The 18,687-nt window shown below is 75.2% G+C and carries 14 protein-coding genes; 7 read left to right on the top strand and 7 right to left on the bottom strand.

Annotated features, from left to right (window positions below; translation table 11 throughout):
* Positions 1 to 224: 224 nt before the first annotated feature.
* Positions 225 to 665 (bottom strand): SRPBCC family protein, encoded by a 441-nt coding sequence (locus OO47_RS14665; RefSeq protein ID WP_030213956.1) that lies wholly within the window; start codon positions 663 to 665, stop codon positions 225 to 227.
* Positions 662 to 1,489, bottom strand: coding sequence for a DeoR/GlpR family DNA-binding transcription regulator (locus tag OO47_RS14660; RefSeq protein WP_030213950.1), 828 nt, complete (start codon positions 1,487 to 1,489; stop codon positions 662 to 664). Before OO47_RS14660 ends, OO47_RS14665 begins: the two co-directional genes overlap by 4 nt.
* A gap of 155 nt (positions 1,490 to 1,644) precedes the next feature.
* Between OO47_RS14660 and OO47_RS14655 the strand changes: the two genes are divergently transcribed.
* Positions 1,645 to 4,113 (top strand): hypothetical protein, encoded by a 2,469-nt coding sequence (locus OO47_RS14655; protein ID WP_078489654.1) that lies wholly within the window; start codon positions 1,645 to 1,647, stop codon positions 4,111 to 4,113.
* On the opposite strand, the gene OO47_RS14650 is transcribed toward OO47_RS14655, so the two are convergent.
* The 4 genes from OO47_RS14650 to OO47_RS14635 form a co-directional block, all read right to left on the bottom strand.
* Positions 4,083 to 6,515, bottom strand: a complete 2,433-nt coding sequence (locus OO47_RS14650; protein ID WP_030213943.1) for a right-handed parallel beta-helix repeat-containing protein — start codon at positions 6,513 to 6,515, stop codon at positions 4,083 to 4,085. The genes OO47_RS14655 and OO47_RS14650 overlap by 31 nt on opposite strands.
* A 354-nt stretch (positions 6,516 to 6,869) precedes the next feature.
* Positions 6,870 to 7,694 carry an MOSC domain-containing protein gene (locus OO47_RS14645; protein WP_030213940.1) on the bottom strand — a complete coding sequence of 275 codons (825 nt, stop codon included), beginning with the start codon at positions 7,692 to 7,694 and terminating at the stop codon, positions 6,870 to 6,872.
* 112 nt (positions 7,695 to 7,806) lie between these two features.
* On the bottom strand, positions 7,807 to 8,307 hold the full coding sequence (locus OO47_RS14640) for a DUF6643 family protein (RefSeq protein ID WP_030213937.1): 501 nt from the start codon (positions 8,305 to 8,307) through the stop codon (positions 7,807 to 7,809).
* 432 nt (positions 8,308 to 8,739) lie between these two features.
* Positions 8,740 to 10,023: a glycosyltransferase gene (locus OO47_RS14635; RefSeq protein ID WP_030213935.1), complete on the bottom strand. Its 1,284-nt coding sequence runs from the start codon at positions 10,021 to 10,023 to the stop codon at positions 8,740 to 8,742.
* Positions 10,024 to 10,081: 58 nt separating this feature from the next.
* On the opposite strand from OO47_RS14635, the gene OO47_RS14630 reads away from it, so the two are divergent.
* The 6 genes from OO47_RS14630 (at position 10,082) to OO47_RS14605 (ending at position 16,980) form a co-directional block, all read left to right on the top strand.
* Complete coding sequence (locus OO47_RS14630) at positions 10,082 to 10,876, top strand: glutamate racemase (protein WP_030213932.1); 795 nt, start codon at positions 10,082 to 10,084, stop codon at positions 10,874 to 10,876.
* Between the two features lie 62 nt (positions 10,877 to 10,938).
* Positions 10,939 to 11,505: a hypothetical protein gene (locus OO47_RS14625; protein WP_030213929.1), complete on the top strand. Its 567-nt coding sequence runs from the start codon at positions 10,939 to 10,941 to the stop codon at positions 11,503 to 11,505.
* Positions 11,506 to 11,792: 287 nt separating this feature from the next.
* Positions 11,793 to 13,544 carry an apolipoprotein N-acyltransferase gene (lnt, locus tag OO47_RS14620; RefSeq protein WP_030213925.1) on the top strand — a complete coding sequence of 584 codons (1,752 nt, stop codon included), beginning with the start codon at positions 11,793 to 11,795 and terminating at the stop codon, positions 13,542 to 13,544.
* Between the two features lie 107 nt (positions 13,545 to 13,651).
* On the top strand, positions 13,652 to 14,134 hold the full coding sequence (locus tag OO47_RS14615; protein WP_030213922.1) for an NUDIX hydrolase: 483 nt from the start codon (positions 13,652 to 13,654) through the stop codon (positions 14,132 to 14,134).
* A 55-nt stretch (positions 14,135 to 14,189) separates the two neighbouring features.
* Positions 14,190 to 15,017, top strand: a complete 828-nt coding sequence (locus tag OO47_RS14610) for a 3-hydroxybutyrate dehydrogenase (protein ID WP_030213920.1) — start codon at positions 14,190 to 14,192, stop codon at positions 15,015 to 15,017.
* Between the two features lie 67 nt (positions 15,018 to 15,084).
* Entirely contained in the window at positions 15,085 to 16,980 is a 1,896-nt protein-coding gene (locus OO47_RS14605; RefSeq protein ID WP_033209068.1) for a helix-turn-helix domain-containing protein, read from the top strand.
* Between the two features lie 67 nt (positions 16,981 to 17,047).
* Here the strand turns inward: OO47_RS14605 and OO47_RS14600 are convergent, their stop codons facing one another.
* Complete coding sequence (locus tag OO47_RS14600; RefSeq protein WP_030213916.1) at positions 17,048 to 18,415, bottom strand: MFS transporter; 1,368 nt, start codon at positions 18,413 to 18,415, stop codon at positions 17,048 to 17,050.
* Positions 18,416 to 18,687 lie beyond the last annotated feature (272 nt).

The following is an 18,687-nucleotide window of genomic DNA, read 5'->3' as shown; positions in this document are numbered from 1 at the left end:
CCGTCGGTCCGACCGGCGGGCCGCGCCCCGGGGACGTTCGCCGCGTCCACCCGGCAGGCGTACCGGACCCCGGGCTCGGCGGCCGGGACCGTCTCCTCGAAGGCGCCCCCGCCCCGCAGCCGGACGCTGCGGCCCGCCCCGTCGCCCGTCGGGACGGCGGAGGCGAGGACGGTGGACCAGGAGGGCGGACTCCGCCGGGGCGGAGGGCGTACGGGACCGGGGTCTCACCCCCTCCGCAGCAGCCCGTCCACCGCCCGTCCGAACACCACCCGGCCCGCCCGGGCCAGCACCGGATCGAGGGCCCTCGGCACGCCCCGTACCGCCAGCTCCTCCGTCCACACCACCCGGCAGCCGCCGCCGGGCGCCTCCGCCACCTCGATCAGCGCCCACCCCCGCACGACACGGCCGTACTTCTCCAGGCGGCAGGCGCCGGGACGGCCCGCCGCCGGGGGCTCCCAGCGCACGACCTCCATCGGGTCGTCGAACGCCAGGCGGCCGATCCCCGTCCGGGCGGTGAAGCGGGTCCCCGCGCCGTTCGGGCCCGGCGTCAGCACCCGCGTCCGGGTCAGCGGCACCAGCCGCCCGTGCGCCGGCCAGTCCGTGAGCCGCCGCCACACCTCCTCGGGTGCCAGCGGCACGGTCCGCTCCACCCGGAACGCCCTCACGCCCGCTCCTCGCCCGCCACCACGAGCCCCGGCACGTGCTCCGCCACCTCCGCCCGCACCTCCCCGGACAGGCCCCGGTCCGTCACCCAGGTGTCCACCTCGTCCAGGGAGGCGAACGAACTCAGGCCCATCGTCCCCCACTTGGTGTGGTCGGCGACCACCACCACCCGGCGCGCCGAACGCATCAGACAGGTGTTGGTCTCGGCCTCCGCCAGGTTCGGCGTCGACAGGCCTGCCTCCACCGAGACGCCGTGCACCCCGAGGAAGAGCAGGTCGAAGTGGAGCGAGCGGATCGCCCGGTCCGCCACCGGCCCCACCAGGGCGTCCGACGGGGTGCGCACCCCGCCCGTCAGGACCACCGTCGCCGCCCCGCGCCGCGCCTCGCCCGCGCCGCCCGTCCGCCCCGCCTCGTGGAACACGTCCGCGACCCGCACCGAGTTGGTGACCACCGTCAGGTCCGGCACGTCGAGCAGGTGCCGCGCCAGCGCGTAGGTCGTCGTCCCGCCCGACAGGGCCAGGGCCGTGCCCGGCACCACCAGGGCCGCCGCCGCCCGCGCGATCTCGTCCTTGGCGCTCGGTTCGAGCACCGACTTGGCCTCGAAACCCGGCTCGTGGGTGCTCGCCTCGACCACCGGGACGGCCCCGCCGTGCACCTTCGACAGCACGCCCTGCCGGGCCAGCGCGTCCAGGTCGCGGCGGATCGTCATGTCCGAGACGCTCAGACGGCGGGTCAGCTCGTTGACCCGTACACCGCCGCGCCGCCGGACCTCGTCGAGGATCAGGGCGCGCCGCTGCTCCGCGAGGAGGTTCTGGTTGTCAGTCACCGCCGGGGCCGGTCCTTCCGCAGGAGACAAGGAATGGGGGATGTGGGTTATGGGGATGAGGGTGAAATCCGGTGAGGGACCGTGCGCGGCCGCACGGCCGTCCGCGATCCTGTTCCCGACGTCGCATCTTCCCACCCCCCGAGGGAGCCGCCCCAGTGTCCCCTGCCACACCCGCCCCGGAGAGCGGGGACGCGGCACTCGAACTCCTCGTCCACGGAGTCGGCGGAGCCACCCCCCAGGACATGCTCGACGACCCCAGGACCTTACGGATCACCGGCGACCGGACCGCCGCCGTGTACCGGCGGACCGAGGACGCCGACGCCGAGGACCACCCCGAGCGGTACGCCGGACGCCCGGTCCCGGAGGCGTACTGCTGGTCCAACCTCACCTCCGGCGACGGCACCCGCGCCTTGTGGCTGCTGCTCCTGCCCTTCATGGTCGCCAACCTGGCGCACTGGATGCGCCCGCCCGCCCGGAGCGGCCACCGGCTCGCCCGGCTCTACGGCGTCCTCGTCCGGCTCGTCGCCCTCACCCTCACCGTGCTGCTCACCGCCGCCGCCTGCGAGGTCGCGCTCGACCTGACGGCCTGGCAGTGCGCCGCCGCCCCCGCCTGCGTCGACTCCGCCTCCTGGCTGGGCTTCCTCTCCGTCGAGCGCGGCGGCTGGTGGTCCGCGCCCGGCCGCCGCCTCGCCGTCGCCGCCCTCGTCCCGACCGCCCTCGTCGGCCTGCTCTGGTACCTGTCCAACCGCACCTGGAGCGCGTACGAGGCCCAGCGCCCGCCCACCGGCCACGACACCCCGGCGGCGGAACCGCAGGACGCCCCCGGCCCCGCCGGACCCCGCGCCGCCCTCGGCCGCCCCGGATTCTGGTACGGCCGCCGCCTCGTCGCCCGGCTCAGGGCCGCCCACACCGCCGCCGGGTTCCTCACCGTCGCCGCCGCCCTGGTCACGGCCGCCGCCCGCCACGACACCGCCGCCCCCGGGACCGGGGCCGTCCTCGGCCGGATCCTCCAGGCCGCCGTCGCCGCCTTCGCCGCCGTCGTCCTCTGGGTCGTCTGCCGGCGCGGACGCAGCGAGAACCACCTCGACCTGCGGCTCGAACGCGCCCTGGTCTCCTGGCTGCCCGGCGCCTCCCTCGCCCTGCTCCTCGTCACCGCCTTGTACGCGGGCTGGTCCCGGCCCGGCTGGGCCTCCTCCGGAACCCTCCCCGGCGACGCCGTCTTCACCGCCCTCACCGTCGCCCAGGGCGCCCTCGTCGTCGCCCTCGGCGCGGTCGCCCTCCTCCTCCAGCGCCCCCGCCGGGACCCCCGCACCGCCCTGCGCGGACTCGGCGGGCCCGCCGTCGCCATGCTCGCCTGCGCCCTCGGCGGGGTCATGTCCGGCGGCGTCGCCCAGCGCGTCGCCGACTGGCTCGACGGGCCGGCGACCCCGGGCATGGGCGACCCGGGCCCCCGGATAAGCCCGCCCGTCCTGCTCAGCTGGCAGGCGTCCGTCATCCCCGTGCTGCTCCTGCTCCTCGCCGTGCCCGCCGCCCTCCTCGTCGCGCGGACCGTGCTCGCCGCCCGGCGCCTGCGCCCCCGGGTCGAGGCCGACTACGGGACCGGCGACGAGCGCGACCCGGTCCGTACGGGACGGATCGCGACCGTCCGGGCCCGGGCCGCGCTCACCGACTCCGCGCCCGTCCTCGTCGGCGTCGTCTCCGGCGCCACCCTGCTCCTCGGGGCCGCCTCCGTCGCCGGCGCCTGGACCAGCGGGAACGTGCCCGGCCGGGCCTTCGACGGCGCCCACCCCGCCGTCGCCGCCCTGGCCTCCGCCACCCAGGCCCTCGGCTCCTGGATGATCGGCTTCGGCTTCCTGCTCTTCGTCACCTGGGGCCGCCGCGCCTACCGGGACCCCTCCGCCCGCCGCACCATCGGCATCCTCTGGGACGTCGGCACCTTCTGGCCGCGCGCCGCCCACCCCTTCGCCCCGCCCTGCTACGCCGAGCGCGCGGTCCCCGACCTCACCTGGCGGATGAGCTCCTGGACCCGGCGCACCGGCGGCCGGCTCGTCATCTCCGGGCACTCCCAGGGCAGCGTCCTCGCCGCGGCCGCCGTCTGGCAGCTCCGGCCGGCCACCCGCCGCCGGGTCGCCCTGCTCACCTACGGCTCACCCCTGGAGCGGCTCTACGGACGCTGGTTCCCGGCCTACTTCGGCCCCGAGGCGCTGGACTCCCTGAACCGCACGGTGTACTGCTGGAGCAACCTCTACCGCGCCACCGACCCGATCGGCGGGCCCGTCAGGGTCGCCGCCGAGGACGGGCGGCCCGCCGTGGACGAGCCGGTCCTGCTCGACCCGGTCGCCTACGGACGCACCCGCGACCACCCGCTGCCCGAACCGATCCTGGGCCACTCCGACTACCAGGCCGACCCGGGCTTCTCCCACTGCCGCACCGGCCTCCTCGACCGCCTTCCGCCCGCCGTCCCCCGGCAGCGCGGGGCCGGAGAGCCGCCGGAGCCCTCCGGAAAGGGGGCTTCCGGACCGGGGACCTGCGGACCGGGGACCTGCGGACCGGGCGCTCCCGAAGGGGAGGCCCCCGGCCGGGAGGGAACGGGTCAGGGCAACTCGGGCAGGTCGTCCGGGTAGAGCAGGGTCAGGTCGTCCGTGCTCGGCGCGTCGAGCGCGGCGACCCGCCCCGCGTGCCGCTCCACCATCGACTCGAAGGTCTGACGAGCCGTGCGCCCGTTGCCGAAGGCCGGGCCCTTGGGCAGCTTCGCGAAGTAGGCGAGCAGCGCCTCGTCCGTGCCCGGGGCGAGCCGGTACTCGTGCTCGTCCGCCTGCTGCCCCACGATCCGCAGCAGCTCCTCCGGCTCGTAGTCGCCGAAGGTGATGGTCCGTGAGAAGCGCGAGGCCACCCCCGGGTTCACGGTGAGGAAGCGCTGCATCTCCGCCGTGTACCCGGCGACGATGACCACCACCGCGTCCCGGTGGTCCTCCATCAGCTTCACCAGCGTGTCGATCGCCTCGCGGCCGAAGTCCCGTCCCGAGTCCTCCGGCGACAGCGCGTACGCCTCGTCCACGAACAGCACCCCGCCGCGCGCCCGGTCGAAGGCCTCCTGGGTGCGGATCGCCGTCGAGCCGATGTGCTCGCCGACCAGGTCCACCCGGGACACCTCCACCAGGTGCCCGCGCTCCAGGACCCCGAGCGAGGCCAGGATCTCGCCGTACAGCCGGGCCACCGTCGTCTTGCCCGTGCCCGGGTTGCCCGTGAAGACCAGGTGGCGGCGGACCGAGGCCGCCTTGAGCCCGGCCTCCTGGCGCCTGCGCCCCACCTCGATCATGTTGGTGAGGGTCCGCACCTCGTGCTTGACGCTCTCCAGGCCCACCAGGGCGTCCAGTTCGCCCAGCACGTCCTGCGAGGAGCGGACCTCCGGGGCGGGCGCCGGCTCCGGGGCCGCCGCCGGGGGCCGGGACGCCGGTACGGTGCCGAGCAGCCCGGCCGTCCGCGTCTCCGCCAGGACCGTACCCCCGCCGGCCGGGGAGGGGCCGGACGCGGAGGAGGCGGGCACGGAGGAGCGGACCGCGCTCTCGTCGCTGGTGCACTCCTCGGCGACCGCGCCCTCCTCCGGGAACTCGTAACCGCCGCGCGCGCACCGCTCCGTACGGCACTTGCGCAGGGTCGTGCGGCAGCCGTCCGTGACGTGGAACCCGTACCCGCCGCTGCCCGTCACCCGGCAGCCCTGGAAGGTGCCCCGGCCCTCCGCCGACACGTAGAAACCGGCCTCGGCGGGCGAGGTGACCGTGCACCGGTCGATCGCGGGGTCGGCGCCCTTGGTGACGATGACCCCGGTCTGCACGGAGTCGATCGCGCAGTTGGCGAGGGTGCCGCCGCTGCCGTGGTCCCGGAACCAGGCGCCGGTGGACGCCTCCCGGATGCGGCAGTCGTCCAGTTGGGCCGTCGCCCCGTCGCTCACCGACACCGCCGTGTTCCGCACCTGCGACAGGTCGCTGTCGACCACGTCCACGCGCGACCCCCGGTCGAGGACGAACAGCGCGTCCGGCACGTCGTGCACCCGGCAGGCGTCCAGGACGGCGGTCGCCCCGTCGCTCACCCATACCGCCGGGTAGTCGCCGGTGCTGTCGTGGATCTCGCACTGGTCGGCGTCCACCCGGGTCCCCGGGTCCCACACCGACAGGCCGTTGCGGCCGAAGCGGCGGACGGTCGAGCGGGTGAGCGTCAGGACCGAGCGGGAGCGCAGGTCGACCGCGTTCTCCGGGACGTCGTGGATGTCGCAGTCGGAGAGGGTGAGGACGGCGTCGGTGTCGAGGGTGATGCCGTCCGCCGACGTGCGGTGCACCGAGGAGTCGGTGAGGTGGGCGGTGGCGCGGGAGGCGATCTGGAGTCCGGCGCCCTTGATCTCGTACACCTCGCAGCCCACGCCCTCCAGGGAGCTTCCCTCGCCGGTGACGGCGATCCCGGCGCCGGAGGCGTGGTGCACCCGGCAGCGCTCCAGGCGCGGGTGCGCGCCGCCCCGCACCGAGACGCCGGCCTGCCCGGCGGACACCACCTCGCACTCCTCGAACACCCCGCCCGCGCCGTCCAGCACGGCGATGCCGATCCCGGCCGCGTTGTCGACCGTGCAGCGGCGGACCGTGGGCCGGGCGGCGCCCCGCACCTCGATGCCGGCGGCCGAGCGGGTCATGATCCGCAGGTCGAGCAGCTCGGGCGTGCCGTCCTCGACGAGGAGCGCGGGCGCGGCCACGTCCTGGCCCTCGACGTGCAGGTCCTGGAGGACGACGGAGGCGCGCAGGGTCAGCGGGACGCCGTCCGGGGGCGCGATCCGGACCGGCCCCGCCCCGCCCTCGGGGCCGCGCAGGGTGACGGCCCGCCGCACCACCAGGTTCTCCCGGTAGGTCCCCGGGGCGACGGTGAGCACGTCCCCGTCGCCCGCGGCCTCCAGGGCGGCGGCGAGGGAGGGGTACTCACCCGTGCGGCGCCGCCACCGCGATGTGCCGGTGTGCGTCACCTGGACCGTGCCCTGTGCCATGGGTGTGTCCTGCCCCCGCCTCATGCCTCGCCGCTGATCCGATGCCCCACCGTAGCGCGCGCGGCGGTGTGGGGTTGACGGGTCGCGTACCCCCGCCCGCACCGGGAACGCACCTGGTGCCCGGGGTGCGTCACCGCCGGTCCGGAGCGGTCGGGACCGGTCGGACCCGGTCAGTTTCCGGTGCCGGTGCCGGTGCCGGTGCGGCCGGGGCCGGCGGCGGCCCACGCGCGCGTACCGCAACAGGACGAGTCGGTGGACGGCCTCCACCGGGGGCCGGCGAGGAGCGCGGCCGTGAGTCCGGCGGTGATCGCGTGCGCGCCGGCGGAGTGGGACGCGCGCCCCGGCCGGAGGGGGTCAGTCCAGGATCTTGACGGCGTCGCCGGTCCGGACCGTGCCGGGATGCTCGGGGACGAGGTTCTGGCCGAAGATGACCCGGCCGTCGCTCTTGCGGTACCGGGCGAGGGTCCGCAGCGGCTCCTTGCCGCGCGCGCCGGTGAGCTGGTCGGTCGTGGTGACGGCGCACCGGCCGCAGGTCCGGGCGACCCGGAAGGTGACCTCTCCGACGGCGATCCGGGTCCAGCCGTCCTCCGCCCAGGGCCCGGTCCCTCCGACGACCAGGTTCGGCCGGAACCGGTTCATCGGCAGGGGGCCCTCCTCGGCCCGGTCACCCTGGGCGATCAGGGAGTTGAGGGCATCGAGCGAGGCGGTGGTGGTGACGAGCAACGGATAGCCGTCCGCGAAGCTCACCGTCTCGCCGGGCAGCGCGTACAGGGGGTTCACCGGGCGCCGGTGCTCGGGCGCGTCCATGTGGACGAGCCGGAAGTCGCCCTCCAGGAACGCCGAGAGCCACGCGGCCGCGCCGGGTGCGGCGGGGACCGCCTCCACGGGCTTGTCGAACACGTCCACCGTGACGGTGGCCGAGGGGTGCGGCACCTCGACCGCCAGCGGCGGGTGCCCCGGTGCGGACAGGACGATCCCGCCGCCGGGCAGCGGTTCGGCCGCGGCCAGCGCCATCCGGGGGTGACGGCGCTGGGTCACGACCTTGCCGGCCGCGTCGACGACGGTCCAGCGGCGGTCCCCGGCCAGCCCCCAGGGCTGCACTTCGGCCTCCGGGAGGGTCAACGCGCGCATGGCCTTCACCGGGTGGACGTGGACGGAGCGGAGCACGGGAGAGGACATGGGGTCATCCTGCCAGCCGCCCCGGCCGGGGGGCCCGCCGTTTCGCGGGGGCCGATCGCGTTCACGGGAGCCGGTCGCGGGGCCGGTCACAGGGACCGGCCCCGGGGTCCGGTCAGTAACCCCCGCCCTGGTAGGGCCGGTTGTACGGGTCGGCGTACGGAGCGGGCGCCGGGACCGGCGCGGGCCGGGGCGCCGCCGGACGCATCGCCTCGTAACCGGCGGCCGCCGGACGGGGCTGCTGCGGGTACTGGCCGGTCGGGTAACCGCGCGGGGCCGAGGGCTGCTGCGGGATGTACGGGGCCGGGGCCTGCTGCAGGGGGACGGGGGCCATCTGCGGCGCGGGCTGCGGGTAGCCGTAACCGCCGTTGTAGGCGGGGGCGGGCTGGGGGGTGGGCGCCGCCGGGAGGGCGGGCAGCGCCGAGGGGATCGCCGGCAGGTAGGAGCCGCTTCCACCGGTGGGGAAGCTGCTGCCGGTGTCGTAGGCGGCGGGCACTCGGATCGGGGCGATCTGAGGCGTGCCCCGCTCCGCGACCAGGGAGTCGTAGATCGGGGTGTCCGGGAAGGACGGCGCGGTGTGGTAACCGCCTCCATAGGTGGAGCGGGGGGAGGTCATGGCACATAAGTTAAGCCCACGATGTGCCCCTTGGGGAGACCGATTAGAAGGTTGTTTGACGGGCTTCGTGACGCGTTAGATCCGCAATCCGATCGAACGTGACAAAAACGGACGGCCTCTTGTCTCAAGATCACGTAAAAGCCGAGTTCGGAGGGGGTTACCGGTGGGTCGGGGGCGCGGCGGCGCCGTGCGGTGCCTCCCGCATGAAGAGCGCATAAAGAGGAAGTGCCGAGAAGGCGCGGGGACTGATCATGGGCATGGTGGGACGCCCTTGATTGGCCGCCCCTCGACCGCCCCCGATTGGGCGTCAATCCGACGCCCGGAAGGTGAGGCGTACGCGCCGAATTGACGGCACTACTCCCCGTAGGGGAAAACGCTACCGCCCGTATCGAAAATGCCATTTCCGCCAAGACCCCGGACGGGCGCGGGCGTTCACCGGTCCGGCGCCGCCTCCGGGCGCGCGTACGTCCGCCCCTTCCACGCCGCGCCCCGGCCCCGGTGGTGCAGCACCGCCGAGTCCACCGTCATCAACAGGTAGAGGAACGCGGTGAACGGCAGCAGGGGGGCGAGCCACAGCGGCTGCCGGTAGTAGCGGAGCATCGGCACGTACGACCCGGCCATCACCGCCCAGGCCCCGCCCCCCGCCCAGGCCGCCGGAGCGTTCCCGGCCGCCGCGCCCGCCACCAGGGCCACCGGCGGCACCAGGTAGACGACCACCAGCCCCGCGACCGTCCCCAGGAGCAGCAGTGGGCTGTGCCGGAGCTGCGCGTACGCGCTCCGGGCGACCATCCGCCACAGCTCGCCGAGCCCCGGATACGGGCGGACGCTGTCGACCCGCTCCGCGAGGCCCAGCCAGATCCGCCCGCCGGCCCGCCGCACCGCCCGCGCCAGCGACACGTCGTCGATCACCGCCTGCCGGATCGACTCCGGCACCCCCGCCGCCACCGCCGTCTCCGTCCGCAGCAGCACGCAGCCGCCCGCTGCCGCCGTCGCCCGGGGCCGCGCCCGGTTGATCCGGCGGAAGGGGTAGAGCTGGGCGAAGAAGTAGACGAACGCCGGCACGACCAGCCGCTCCCACATGCTCTCGACCCGCAGCCGGGCCATCTGCGACACCAGGTCCAGATCGTTCCCCACCGCCGCCGACACGAGGAGGCGCAGACTGTCCGGCTCGTGAGCGATGTCCGCGTCCGTCAGGAGCAGGAACTCCGGTCCGCGCGCGCGTGCCAGCGCCATGCCGTGCCGCAGCGCCCACAGCTTCCCCGTCCACCCCGGCTCCGGCTCGCCCGGCGACGCCACGGTCAGCGGCAGCCCGCCGCGCCGGTCGGCCAGCTCCACGGCGAGTGCTCCCGTGCCGTCCGTGCTCCCGTCGTCGACGAGGACCACCTCCGCGACCCCCGGGTAGTCCTGCGCGAGCAGCGACGGCAGGCTCAGCGGCAGCACCCCGGCCTCGTCCCGCGCGGGCACGACGATCACTACGCGCGGCCACGCGCCCGGCTCCTCGCGCGCGTGCCCGCCGACGGGGACGCCCGGCTCCTCGTCGCGCGCGTGCCCGGCGACGGGGACGCCCGGCCCTCCGGCCGTCGCCTCGCGCGCGTGCCCGGGGCCGCGCGTCGTCGGCGGCAGCCGCTGGTCCGTGCGCCAGAAGAACCCCTGGCCTAGGAGCAGCCAGACCCAGGCGGCCAGGGAGGCGAACGCGAACCAGGCAAGGGTGTTCATTCGCGGCAGTCTGCCCCAGAAAGCGGGGGATGCAGGGCTCATCGGCTAGGGTGACCGGGTGAAGATCGCGCTCATGGACTCCGGAATCGGCCTCCTCCCGGCGGCGGCCGCGGTGCGCCGGCTCCGGCCGGACGCGGATCTCCTCCTCTCCAACGACCCCGACGGCATGCCGTGGGGCCCGCGCACCCCCGAGGATCTCACCGGACGGGCCCTCGCCGTCGCGCTCGCCGCCGCCGAGCAGCGCCCGCGGGCCCTGATCGTGGCCTGCAACACCGCCACCGTGCACGCCCTGCCCGCCCTGCGCGCCGCCCTCGAACCGGACATCCCTGTCATCGGCACCGTGCCCGCGATCAAGCCCGCCGCCGCGGAGGGCGGCAAGATCGCCATCTGGGCGACCCCGGCCACCACCGGCAGCGCCTACCAGCGCGGGCTCATCCGCGACTTCGCCGGGGGCGCCGAGGTCACCGAGGTGCCCTGCCCGGGCCTCGCGGACGCCGTGGAGCACGCGGACCAGGAGGCCGTGGACCGGGCCGTCGCCGCCGCGGCCGCCCTCACCCCGGCCGACGTCCGCGCCGTCGTCCTCGGCTGCACCCACTACGAGCTGGTCGAGGAGCGCATCCTCGCCGCCCTGGGGGCGCGCCGTCGGGAGGGCCTGCCGCCGCTCGTCTTCCACGGCTCCGCCACCGCCGTCGCCGCCCAGGCGCTTCGCCGGATCGGTGCCGAGCCCGCCCCCGGCGCCGCACCCACCGGCACCCTCTCCGTCCTCCTCAGCGGACGCCCCGGCCGGCTCCCCGCCGCCGCCCTCGCCTATGCCGAGGGCCGCCGTCTCACCGAGACCGCGCCCGCTCACTGAGCGTGACCGAAACGTTTCTTTCCGGCGCGCCGTCCTGAGCGAACCTGGGTATTCTTTCCGACATGAGGGAATATTCCCGGCACCCCGGCATCGACGAACGGACGCCCGACGTCTGGACCGGCCGCGCCACCAACCGCTTCCAGTGGGTGGCCGCGGTGGCCGGTGCCGCCTGCGTGGCCCTGGGAATCGCCCTCGCCGTCCGGTTGCAGTGGACCTCGGGCATCGCGGCCCTCCTCATGGCGGTGATCGGCTGCGTCACGGTCGGACTGCTGGTCCTCTTCGGCACCCTCGCCTTCGTCCACGTGGCCGTGAAGGTCGACGACCGGGCGATGGAGGTCCGCTGCGGCCACATCGGCCTGCCGCGCCGCCGCATCCCGCTCTCCCACGTCGTCGGGGCCGACTTCGCCCCGAGCGTCACCCCGCGCCACTGGGGCGGCTGGGGCTACCGCTGGCGCCCCGAGAAGGGCACGGCCGTGATCGTCCGGCGGGGCGAGGGCCTGGTCCTGCGTCTGGACGACGGACACACCTTCACGGTCACCGTCGACGGGGCCGAATCCGCCGTCCGGGTCATCCGCGACCGCCTGCGCCGCCTGACCCCGCCGGGCCCGCCCGCGGCGACGGGAGTCTGACGGGCCGCTCCGGAAGCAGGTGTTCCGTTCCCGGTCGGCCGCGTCCGGGCAGGCCGTCCGAGCGGGCCGTCCGCGCGGGTCGCCCGGGCAGGCCGTCCGAGCGGGCTGCCCGCGCGGGTCGCCCGGAAAGGCCGTCCGGGCGGGCTGCCCGCGCGGGTCGCCCGGAAAGGCCGTCCGGGCGGCTCCCCCGGCGGGGCACCCGAGCAGGCCGTCCGGACCGGTCAGAGGCGTGCGTGCCGGGACGCACCGGACACCCGACGACAGGGGCGCCCCGTAGACTCCGCAGGGTGAGCGCCACCACCACCCCCGTCGACGCCTCCGACACCCCCGTGGAAGCGTCCGAAACCGACACCGCACCCGCGCCGGCCCACCGGCTTCGGCGGTTCGCCCGGCCCGCGGCGGCCCTGCTGTCCGGCTTCGTGCTCTACCTGAGCTTCCCGCCGCGCCCCCTGTGGTGGCTCGCGCCGCCCGCCTTCGCCCTGCTCGGCTGGGCCCTGCGGGGCCGCCGGCTCCGCGCCGGCTTCGGCCTCGGGTACCTGGCCGGGCTCGGCTTCCTGCTCCCGCTCCTCGTGTGGACCGGCGAGGAGGTCGGCCCCGTCCCGTGGCTCGCGCTCGCCGCCGTCGAGGCGCTCTTCGTCGCCGCGGCGGGGCTCGGCATCGCGGCCGTCTCCCGGCTCCCGTGGTGGCCCTTCTTCGCCGCAGGGGTGTGGATCCTCGCGGAGGGGGCACGCGCGCGCGTGCCCTTCGGCGGCTTCCCCTGGGGCAAGATCGCCTTCGGCCAGGCGGACGGCGTCTTCCTGCCGCTCGCCGCGGTCGGCGGCACCCCTCTGCTCGGCTTCGCCGTCGCCCTCTGCGGCTTCGGCCTCTACGAGGCGGCCCGCCAGGCCCGCGCCCGACGCGCCCAGGGCGCCTCCGGGGCCACTGCCACCGCTCCGGGGGCCTCGGCTCCGGGCGCCACCGTTTCCGATGCCCCCGCCCCGGAAACCACCGCCACGGCTTCCGCCCCGGACGCCTCCGGCGGCACCCCGCCCCGTACCGGCGCCCTCCCGCGCGGCCCGCTCGTCGCCGCCGCGCTCGCCGTGCTCGTCCCGGTCACCGGCGCGCTCGCCGCGCTGCCGCTCGTCGACGACTCCGCCGAGGACGGCACGGCGACCGTCGCCGCGATCCAGGGCAACGTCCCCCGCCTCGGCCTCGACTTCAACGCCCAGCGCCGGGCCGTGCTCGACAACCACGCCGCCCGTACCCGCGAGCTGGCCCAGGCCGTCGCGGAGAAGCGCGAGCCGCAGCCCGACTTCGTCCTGTGGCCGGAGAACTCCTCGGACATCGACCCGTACGCGAACGCCGACGCCGCCGACGTCATCGACGAGGCCGTCCGCGCGGTCGGCGCGCCCACCGTGATCGGCGCGGTCGTCGCCCCCGAGACCGGCAAGCTCCGCAACACCCTCATCCAGTGGGAGCCCGGACGCGGCCCGGTCGCCACGTACGACAAGCGGCACGTCCAGCCCTTCGGCGAGTACATCCCGATGCGCCCCCTCGTCCGGATCTTCAACAGCAACGTGGACCGGGTGAGCCGTGACTTCGGTCCCGGCGACAAGATCGGCGTCTTCGACCTCGCGGGGACGAAGGTCGGCCTCGCCACCTGCTACGAGGCGGCCTTCGACTGGGCCGTGCGCGACACCGTCACCCACGGCGCGCAGCTCATCACCGTCCCCAGCAACAACGCCACCTTCGGCCGCAGCGAGATGACCTACCAGCAGCTCGCGATGTCCCGGGTGCGCGCCGTCGAGCACAGCCGGGCGGTCGTCGTGCCCGTCACCAGCGGGGTCAGCGCGGTCATCCGCCCCGACGGCGAGGTCGTCGCCCAGACGAAGATGTTCACCCCGGACGTCCTGGTCGAGAAGGTGCCGCTGCGCTCCTCGCAGACCCCCGCGACCCGCATGGGCACCCTGCCCGAGGCCCTCCTCGCGGCGCTCGCCGCCGCCGGCCTCGGCTGGTCGGCGCTCCGCTCCGTACGGGCCCGCCGCACGCGGACGGAGTGAGCCGGGACGCCCCGGAGCCGGGGCCGGAAGGAGCGGACCGACGGCGTCCGCACGTGACCCGGGGCCCGTCCGGCGGATCACGGCCGGACAGGCCCTAGGGTCTCTCCATGGCTACCCCTGACTTCATCCGCACCCTGCGCGAGACGGCCGGTCACCAGCTGCTCTTCCTGCCCGGCGTGAGCGCCGTCGTCTTCGACGACCACGGCCGGGTCCTGCTCGGCCGGCGCTCCGACAACGGGCGCTGGGCGGTCATCGGCGGCATCGTCGAGCCCGGCGAGCAGCCCGCCGACTGCGCGGTCCGCGAGGTGTACGAGGAGACCGCCGTGCGCTGCGAGGTCGAGCGGATCGTGATCGTCGAGACCCTTCGCAAGCCCGTCGTCTACCCCAACGGCGACCAGTGCCAGTTCATGGACGTGGCCTTCCGCTGCCGGGCCGTCGGCGGGGAGGCGCGGGTCAACGACGACGAGTCCACCGAGGTCGGCTGGTTCGAGGTGGACGACCTGCCGGAGATGAAGCGGTTCTCCCTCCTGCGGATCGAGAAGGCGCTCTCCGACGAACCCACATGGTTTCGCACCACAGCAAGCAACTGAACTATGGGTTTGACGCACATCGGTGGGGGAGAGGGCCGTTCATAGGGTGCGGAGCATGAGCGCTCCCGTCACCGCCCCCGGTACCGACCTCGCCGCACCCCTGCCCCGCGCGGCCGGACTCGCCCTCGACCTCACCGGCCGCACCGCGCTCGTCACCGGCGCGGCCGGCGGCATCGGTCGCGCCTGCGCGCTGCGGCTCGCCGCCGCCGGGGCCCGGGTCAGAGCCGTCGACCGGGCCGCCGAGGGCCTGGAGGCCCTGGCCGGGGAGGCCTCCGGACTCCCGGGGGAGCTCGAACCGAGGCTCCTCGACCTGACCGACCTGGACGCAGCGGAGACGGCCGCCGCCGGCGCGGACGTCCTCGTCAACAACGCCGGGCTCCAGCTCGTGCGCCCCATCGAGGAGTTCCCGCCGGACGTCTTCCACACCGTCCTCACCGTGATGCTGGAGGCCCCGTTCCGGCTCATCCGGGGCGCCCTCCCGCACATGTACGGGCAGGGCTGGGGGCGGATCGTGAACATCTCCTCCGTCCACGGGCTGCGCGCCTCCGCCTTCAAGTCCGCCTATGTGGCCGCCAAACACGGTCTGGAGGGCCTCTCCAAAACCGCCGCCCTCGAAGGCGCCCCGCACGGGGTCACCTCCAACTGCGTCAACCCCGGCTACGTCCGCACCCCGCTGGTCGAACGCCAGATCGCCGACCAGGCCGCCGCCCACGGCATCCCGCCCGAGCGGGTCCTCGCGGACGTCCTGCTCAAGGACGCGGCGCTCAAGCGGCTCATCGAACCGGAGGAGGTCGCCGAGGCCGTCCTCTACCTCTGCGCCCCCCAGGCCTCGTTCATCACCGGCACCTCCCTCACCCTCGACGGCGGCTGGACCGCCCACTGAACGTGCCTCTGTGAAGGTCGTCCACAGGGGTGGTGCGACCACACGTACGGCAGGTATCCCTGTGTCCATGTCCCACGAACACGTCTCCTACCTGGAACTCCTCGCCCGGGGAGCCGCGACGGAGGCCTACGACCGGCCCGTACTGCTCGCCCGCGCGAACGGTGCGGGCCCCGAGGCTCTGGCCGAACTCGAAGAGGCCAAGCAGCTCGCCCTGCGGGTCCGGGCCGAACTGGAGGGACGCCGGCGGCGCGAGGCGGAGCTGTCCGCGCTCTTCGAGACCGCCCACGACCTCGCGGGACTCCGCGACCTCGACGCCGTTCTGCGCGCCATCGTCCAGCGCGCCCGCTCCCTCCTCGGTACCGAGGTCGCCTACCTCAGCCTCAACGACCCGGCCGCCGGCGACACCTACATGCGGGTCACCGAGGGCTCCGTCTCCGCCCGCTTCCAGCAGGTGCGGCTGGGCATGGGCGAGGGGCTCGGCGGCCTCGTCGCCCAGACCGCCCGCCCGTACGTCACGGACGACTACTTCGGCGACGCGCGCTTCCAGCACACCCGCACCATCGACACGGCCGTACGGGACGAGGGCCTCGTCGCCATCCTCGGGGTGCCGCTCAGCCTCGGCAGCCAGGTCATCGGGGTGCTGTTCGCGGCCGACCGCAGGGCCAGGGTCTTCGAACGCGAGCAGATCGCGCTGCTCTGCTCCTTCGCCGCGCACGCCGCCGTCGCCATCGACACGGCCAACCTCCTCGCCGAGACCCGCTCGGCCCTCGCGGAGCTGGAGCGCGCCAACGACATCATCCGCGAGCACAGCGGCGTCATCGAGCGGGCCTCCGAGGTCCACGACCGCCTCTCCGAACTGGTCCTGCACGGCGGCGGCGTCCACGACGTGGCCCGCGCCGTCTCCGAAGTCCTCGGCGGGACCGTCGAGTTCACCGAGGCGGGCGCGGGCACCGCGCGCCGCGCCGGAGGCCACGCGGTCCGCGAGGGAGACGACTGGGTCGCCGCGGTCTCCGCGGGCGGCGAGGCCCTGGGCACCCTGGTCCTGCACGACCGGCCCGACCTCGACCCCGTCGACCAGCGCACCCTGGAGCGCGCCGCCCTGGTCACCTCCCTGCTGCTGCTCGCCCGCCGCTCGGCGGGCGAGGCCGAGCAGCGGGTACGGGGCGAACTCCTCGACGACCTGCTCGACGCCCCCGACCGGGACCGCCGCCTGCTGCGCGAGCGCGCCGCCCGGCTCCGTACCGACAGCGAGGCCCCGCACGTCGTGCTCGCCGCCCGCGTCGACCGGCCCGCCGGGGGCGGCGCCGACACCGACGCGGGCCGCCGCGAGAGCGCCGACCGGCAGCGCCTGTGGTCGGCCGCCTCCCACCTGGCCGCCACCCGCCGCGGACTGGCCTCCGCGCGCGACGGCGGTACGGTCCTGCTGCTGCCGCTCGGCCCCGGCGAGACCGCCGCCGAACTCGCCCGGCAGACCGCCAGGAGCCTCGGCGGCACCCTGCGCGAAGAGGTCACCGTCGGCGCCTCCGCCCCCGTACGGGCGCCCCTGGACCACCCGGACCAGGTGGCCGTCGCGTACGAGGAGGCCCGCCGCTGCCTCGACGCCCTCCGCCTCCTGCACCGCTCCGGCCAGGGCGCCGCCGCCGAGGACCTGGGCTTCCTCGGCCTGCTGCTCGCCGAAAGGCGGGACATCGACGGCTTCGTCGACCGCACGATCGGCCAGGTCGTCGCCTACGACCGGCGGCGGGGCACGGAGCTGGTCCGCACCCTGGACGCGTACTTCGCGAGCGGCATGAGCCCCGCCCGTACCAAGGACGAACTCCACGTCCACGTCAACACGGTGGCCCAGCGCCTGGAGCGGATCGGCCGGCTCCTCGGCCCCGACTGGCAGACCCCGGCGCGGGCCCTGGAGATCCAGCTGGCGCTGCGGCTGCACGCCCTGGCGGACGCGGTCGGAGGGAAGTGACGTACGGGAAACGCCCCGGGCCCCGCTCACGGAGAGCGGGGCCCGGGGCCTTCGTGCGTCCTGCGGATCAGGCGTCGGCACGGACCCGGGAGTCCTCGGGGGCCCGCTCGGCGACGTCGCCGAGGTCGCTGTCGCGGGTCTCACGGGCACAGACGATCGCGACGACGGTGAGCAGCGCGGCGGCGATCACGTACAGGGAGATCGGCGTCGAGGTGCCGTGGTCGGCGAGCAGCGCGGTCGCGATGAGCGGGGCGGGCGCGCCGGCGGCGACGGAGGAGAACTGGGCGCCGATGGAGGCGCCGGAGTAGCGCATCCGGGTCGCGAACATCTCGGAGAAGAAGGCCGCCTGGGGCGCGTACATCGCCCCGTGCAGGACCAGGCCGACCGTGACGGCGAGCAGCAGGCTGCCGAAGGTGCCCCGGTCGATGAGCGTGAAGAACGGGAACATCCAGGCCCCGACGCCCACCGCGCCGATCAGGTACACCGGCCGGCGCCCGAGCCGGTCGGACAGCGCGCCCCACAGGGGGATCACCGCGAAGTGGACGGCGGAGCCGATGAGGACGGCGTTCAGGGCGGTCTGCTTGGAGAGCCCGACCTGGGTGGTCGCGTACACCAGGATGAACGCGGTGATCACGTAGTACGAGATGTTCTCCGCCATGCGGGCGCCCATCGCGATGAGCACGTCCCGCCAGTGGTGGCGCAGTACCGCGACGAGCGGCATCTTCTCGACCTGCCCGGCGGTCGCCCTGCGCTCCTCGGCGGCGGCGAGCGCGGCCTTGAAGACGGGCGACTCGTCGACCGAGAGCCGGATCCACAGGCCGACGACCACGAGGACGCCGGAGAGCAGGAACGGGATGCGCCAGCCCCAGGAGGCGAAGGCGGCGTCCGAGAGCAGCGCGGTCAGCGCGGAGAGCACGCCGGTGGCGAGCAACTGCCCGGCGGGCGCGCCGGTCTGCGGCCACGAGGCCCAGAAGCCGCGCCGCTTGGCGTCCCCGTGCTCGGACACGAGCAGCACGGCCCCGCCCCACTCCCCGCCGAGCGCGAAGCCCTGCACGAGCCGCAGCACGGTCAGCAGCACGGGCGCGGCGGACCCGATGGTCGCGTGCGTCGGCAGCAGCCCGATGGCGAACGTCGCCCCGCCCATCAGGAGCAGGCTGAGCACCAGCAGCTTCTTCCGACCGAGCCGGTCGCCGTAGTGCCCGAACACCAGCGCCCCGAGCGGCCGCGCGGCGAACCCGACCGCGTACGTCAGGAAGGACAGCAGGGTTCCCACCAGCGGGTCGGACTCGGGGAAGAACAGCTTGTTGAACACGAGCGCCGCGGCGGACCCGTACAGGAAGAAGTCGTACCACTCGATGGTGGTGCCGATGAGACTGGCGGCGACGATCCGCTTGAGGGATCCGGGTGGGGTCGGGGAGGGAGTTGCGGCTGCCATGTGCACCACTTCCAGGCATGGGCGGGGACGTTTCGGTGTCGCCACACCGTAGGAAGGCGCAGGTCAGGGGCGTATGTGGTGGGACACCATAGTTCGGGGCCGGCGAATGCGCTCAGCAGCCATGAATGCCTTCAGGCGTCCCCCCGAAGGCCCGAACGGGCGGAGAGCGGCTGTCCCCGTTGCCGCGGTCCGTGGCGATTCGACGGTGCGGTGCCGGCCCCGTGCCGGCTTCGTCCGCCGGGCGGCACAATGGTCGGCAGGGGGAGTCGGGC

The organism is Streptomyces bikiniensis (assembly GCF_000716625.1).
GTDB lineage: Bacteria > Actinomycetota > Actinomycetes > Streptomycetales > Streptomycetaceae > Streptomyces > Streptomyces bikiniensis.
Note: the sequence above shows the minus strand (reverse complement) of the source record. Positions and strands in the feature narration are given on the sequence as shown.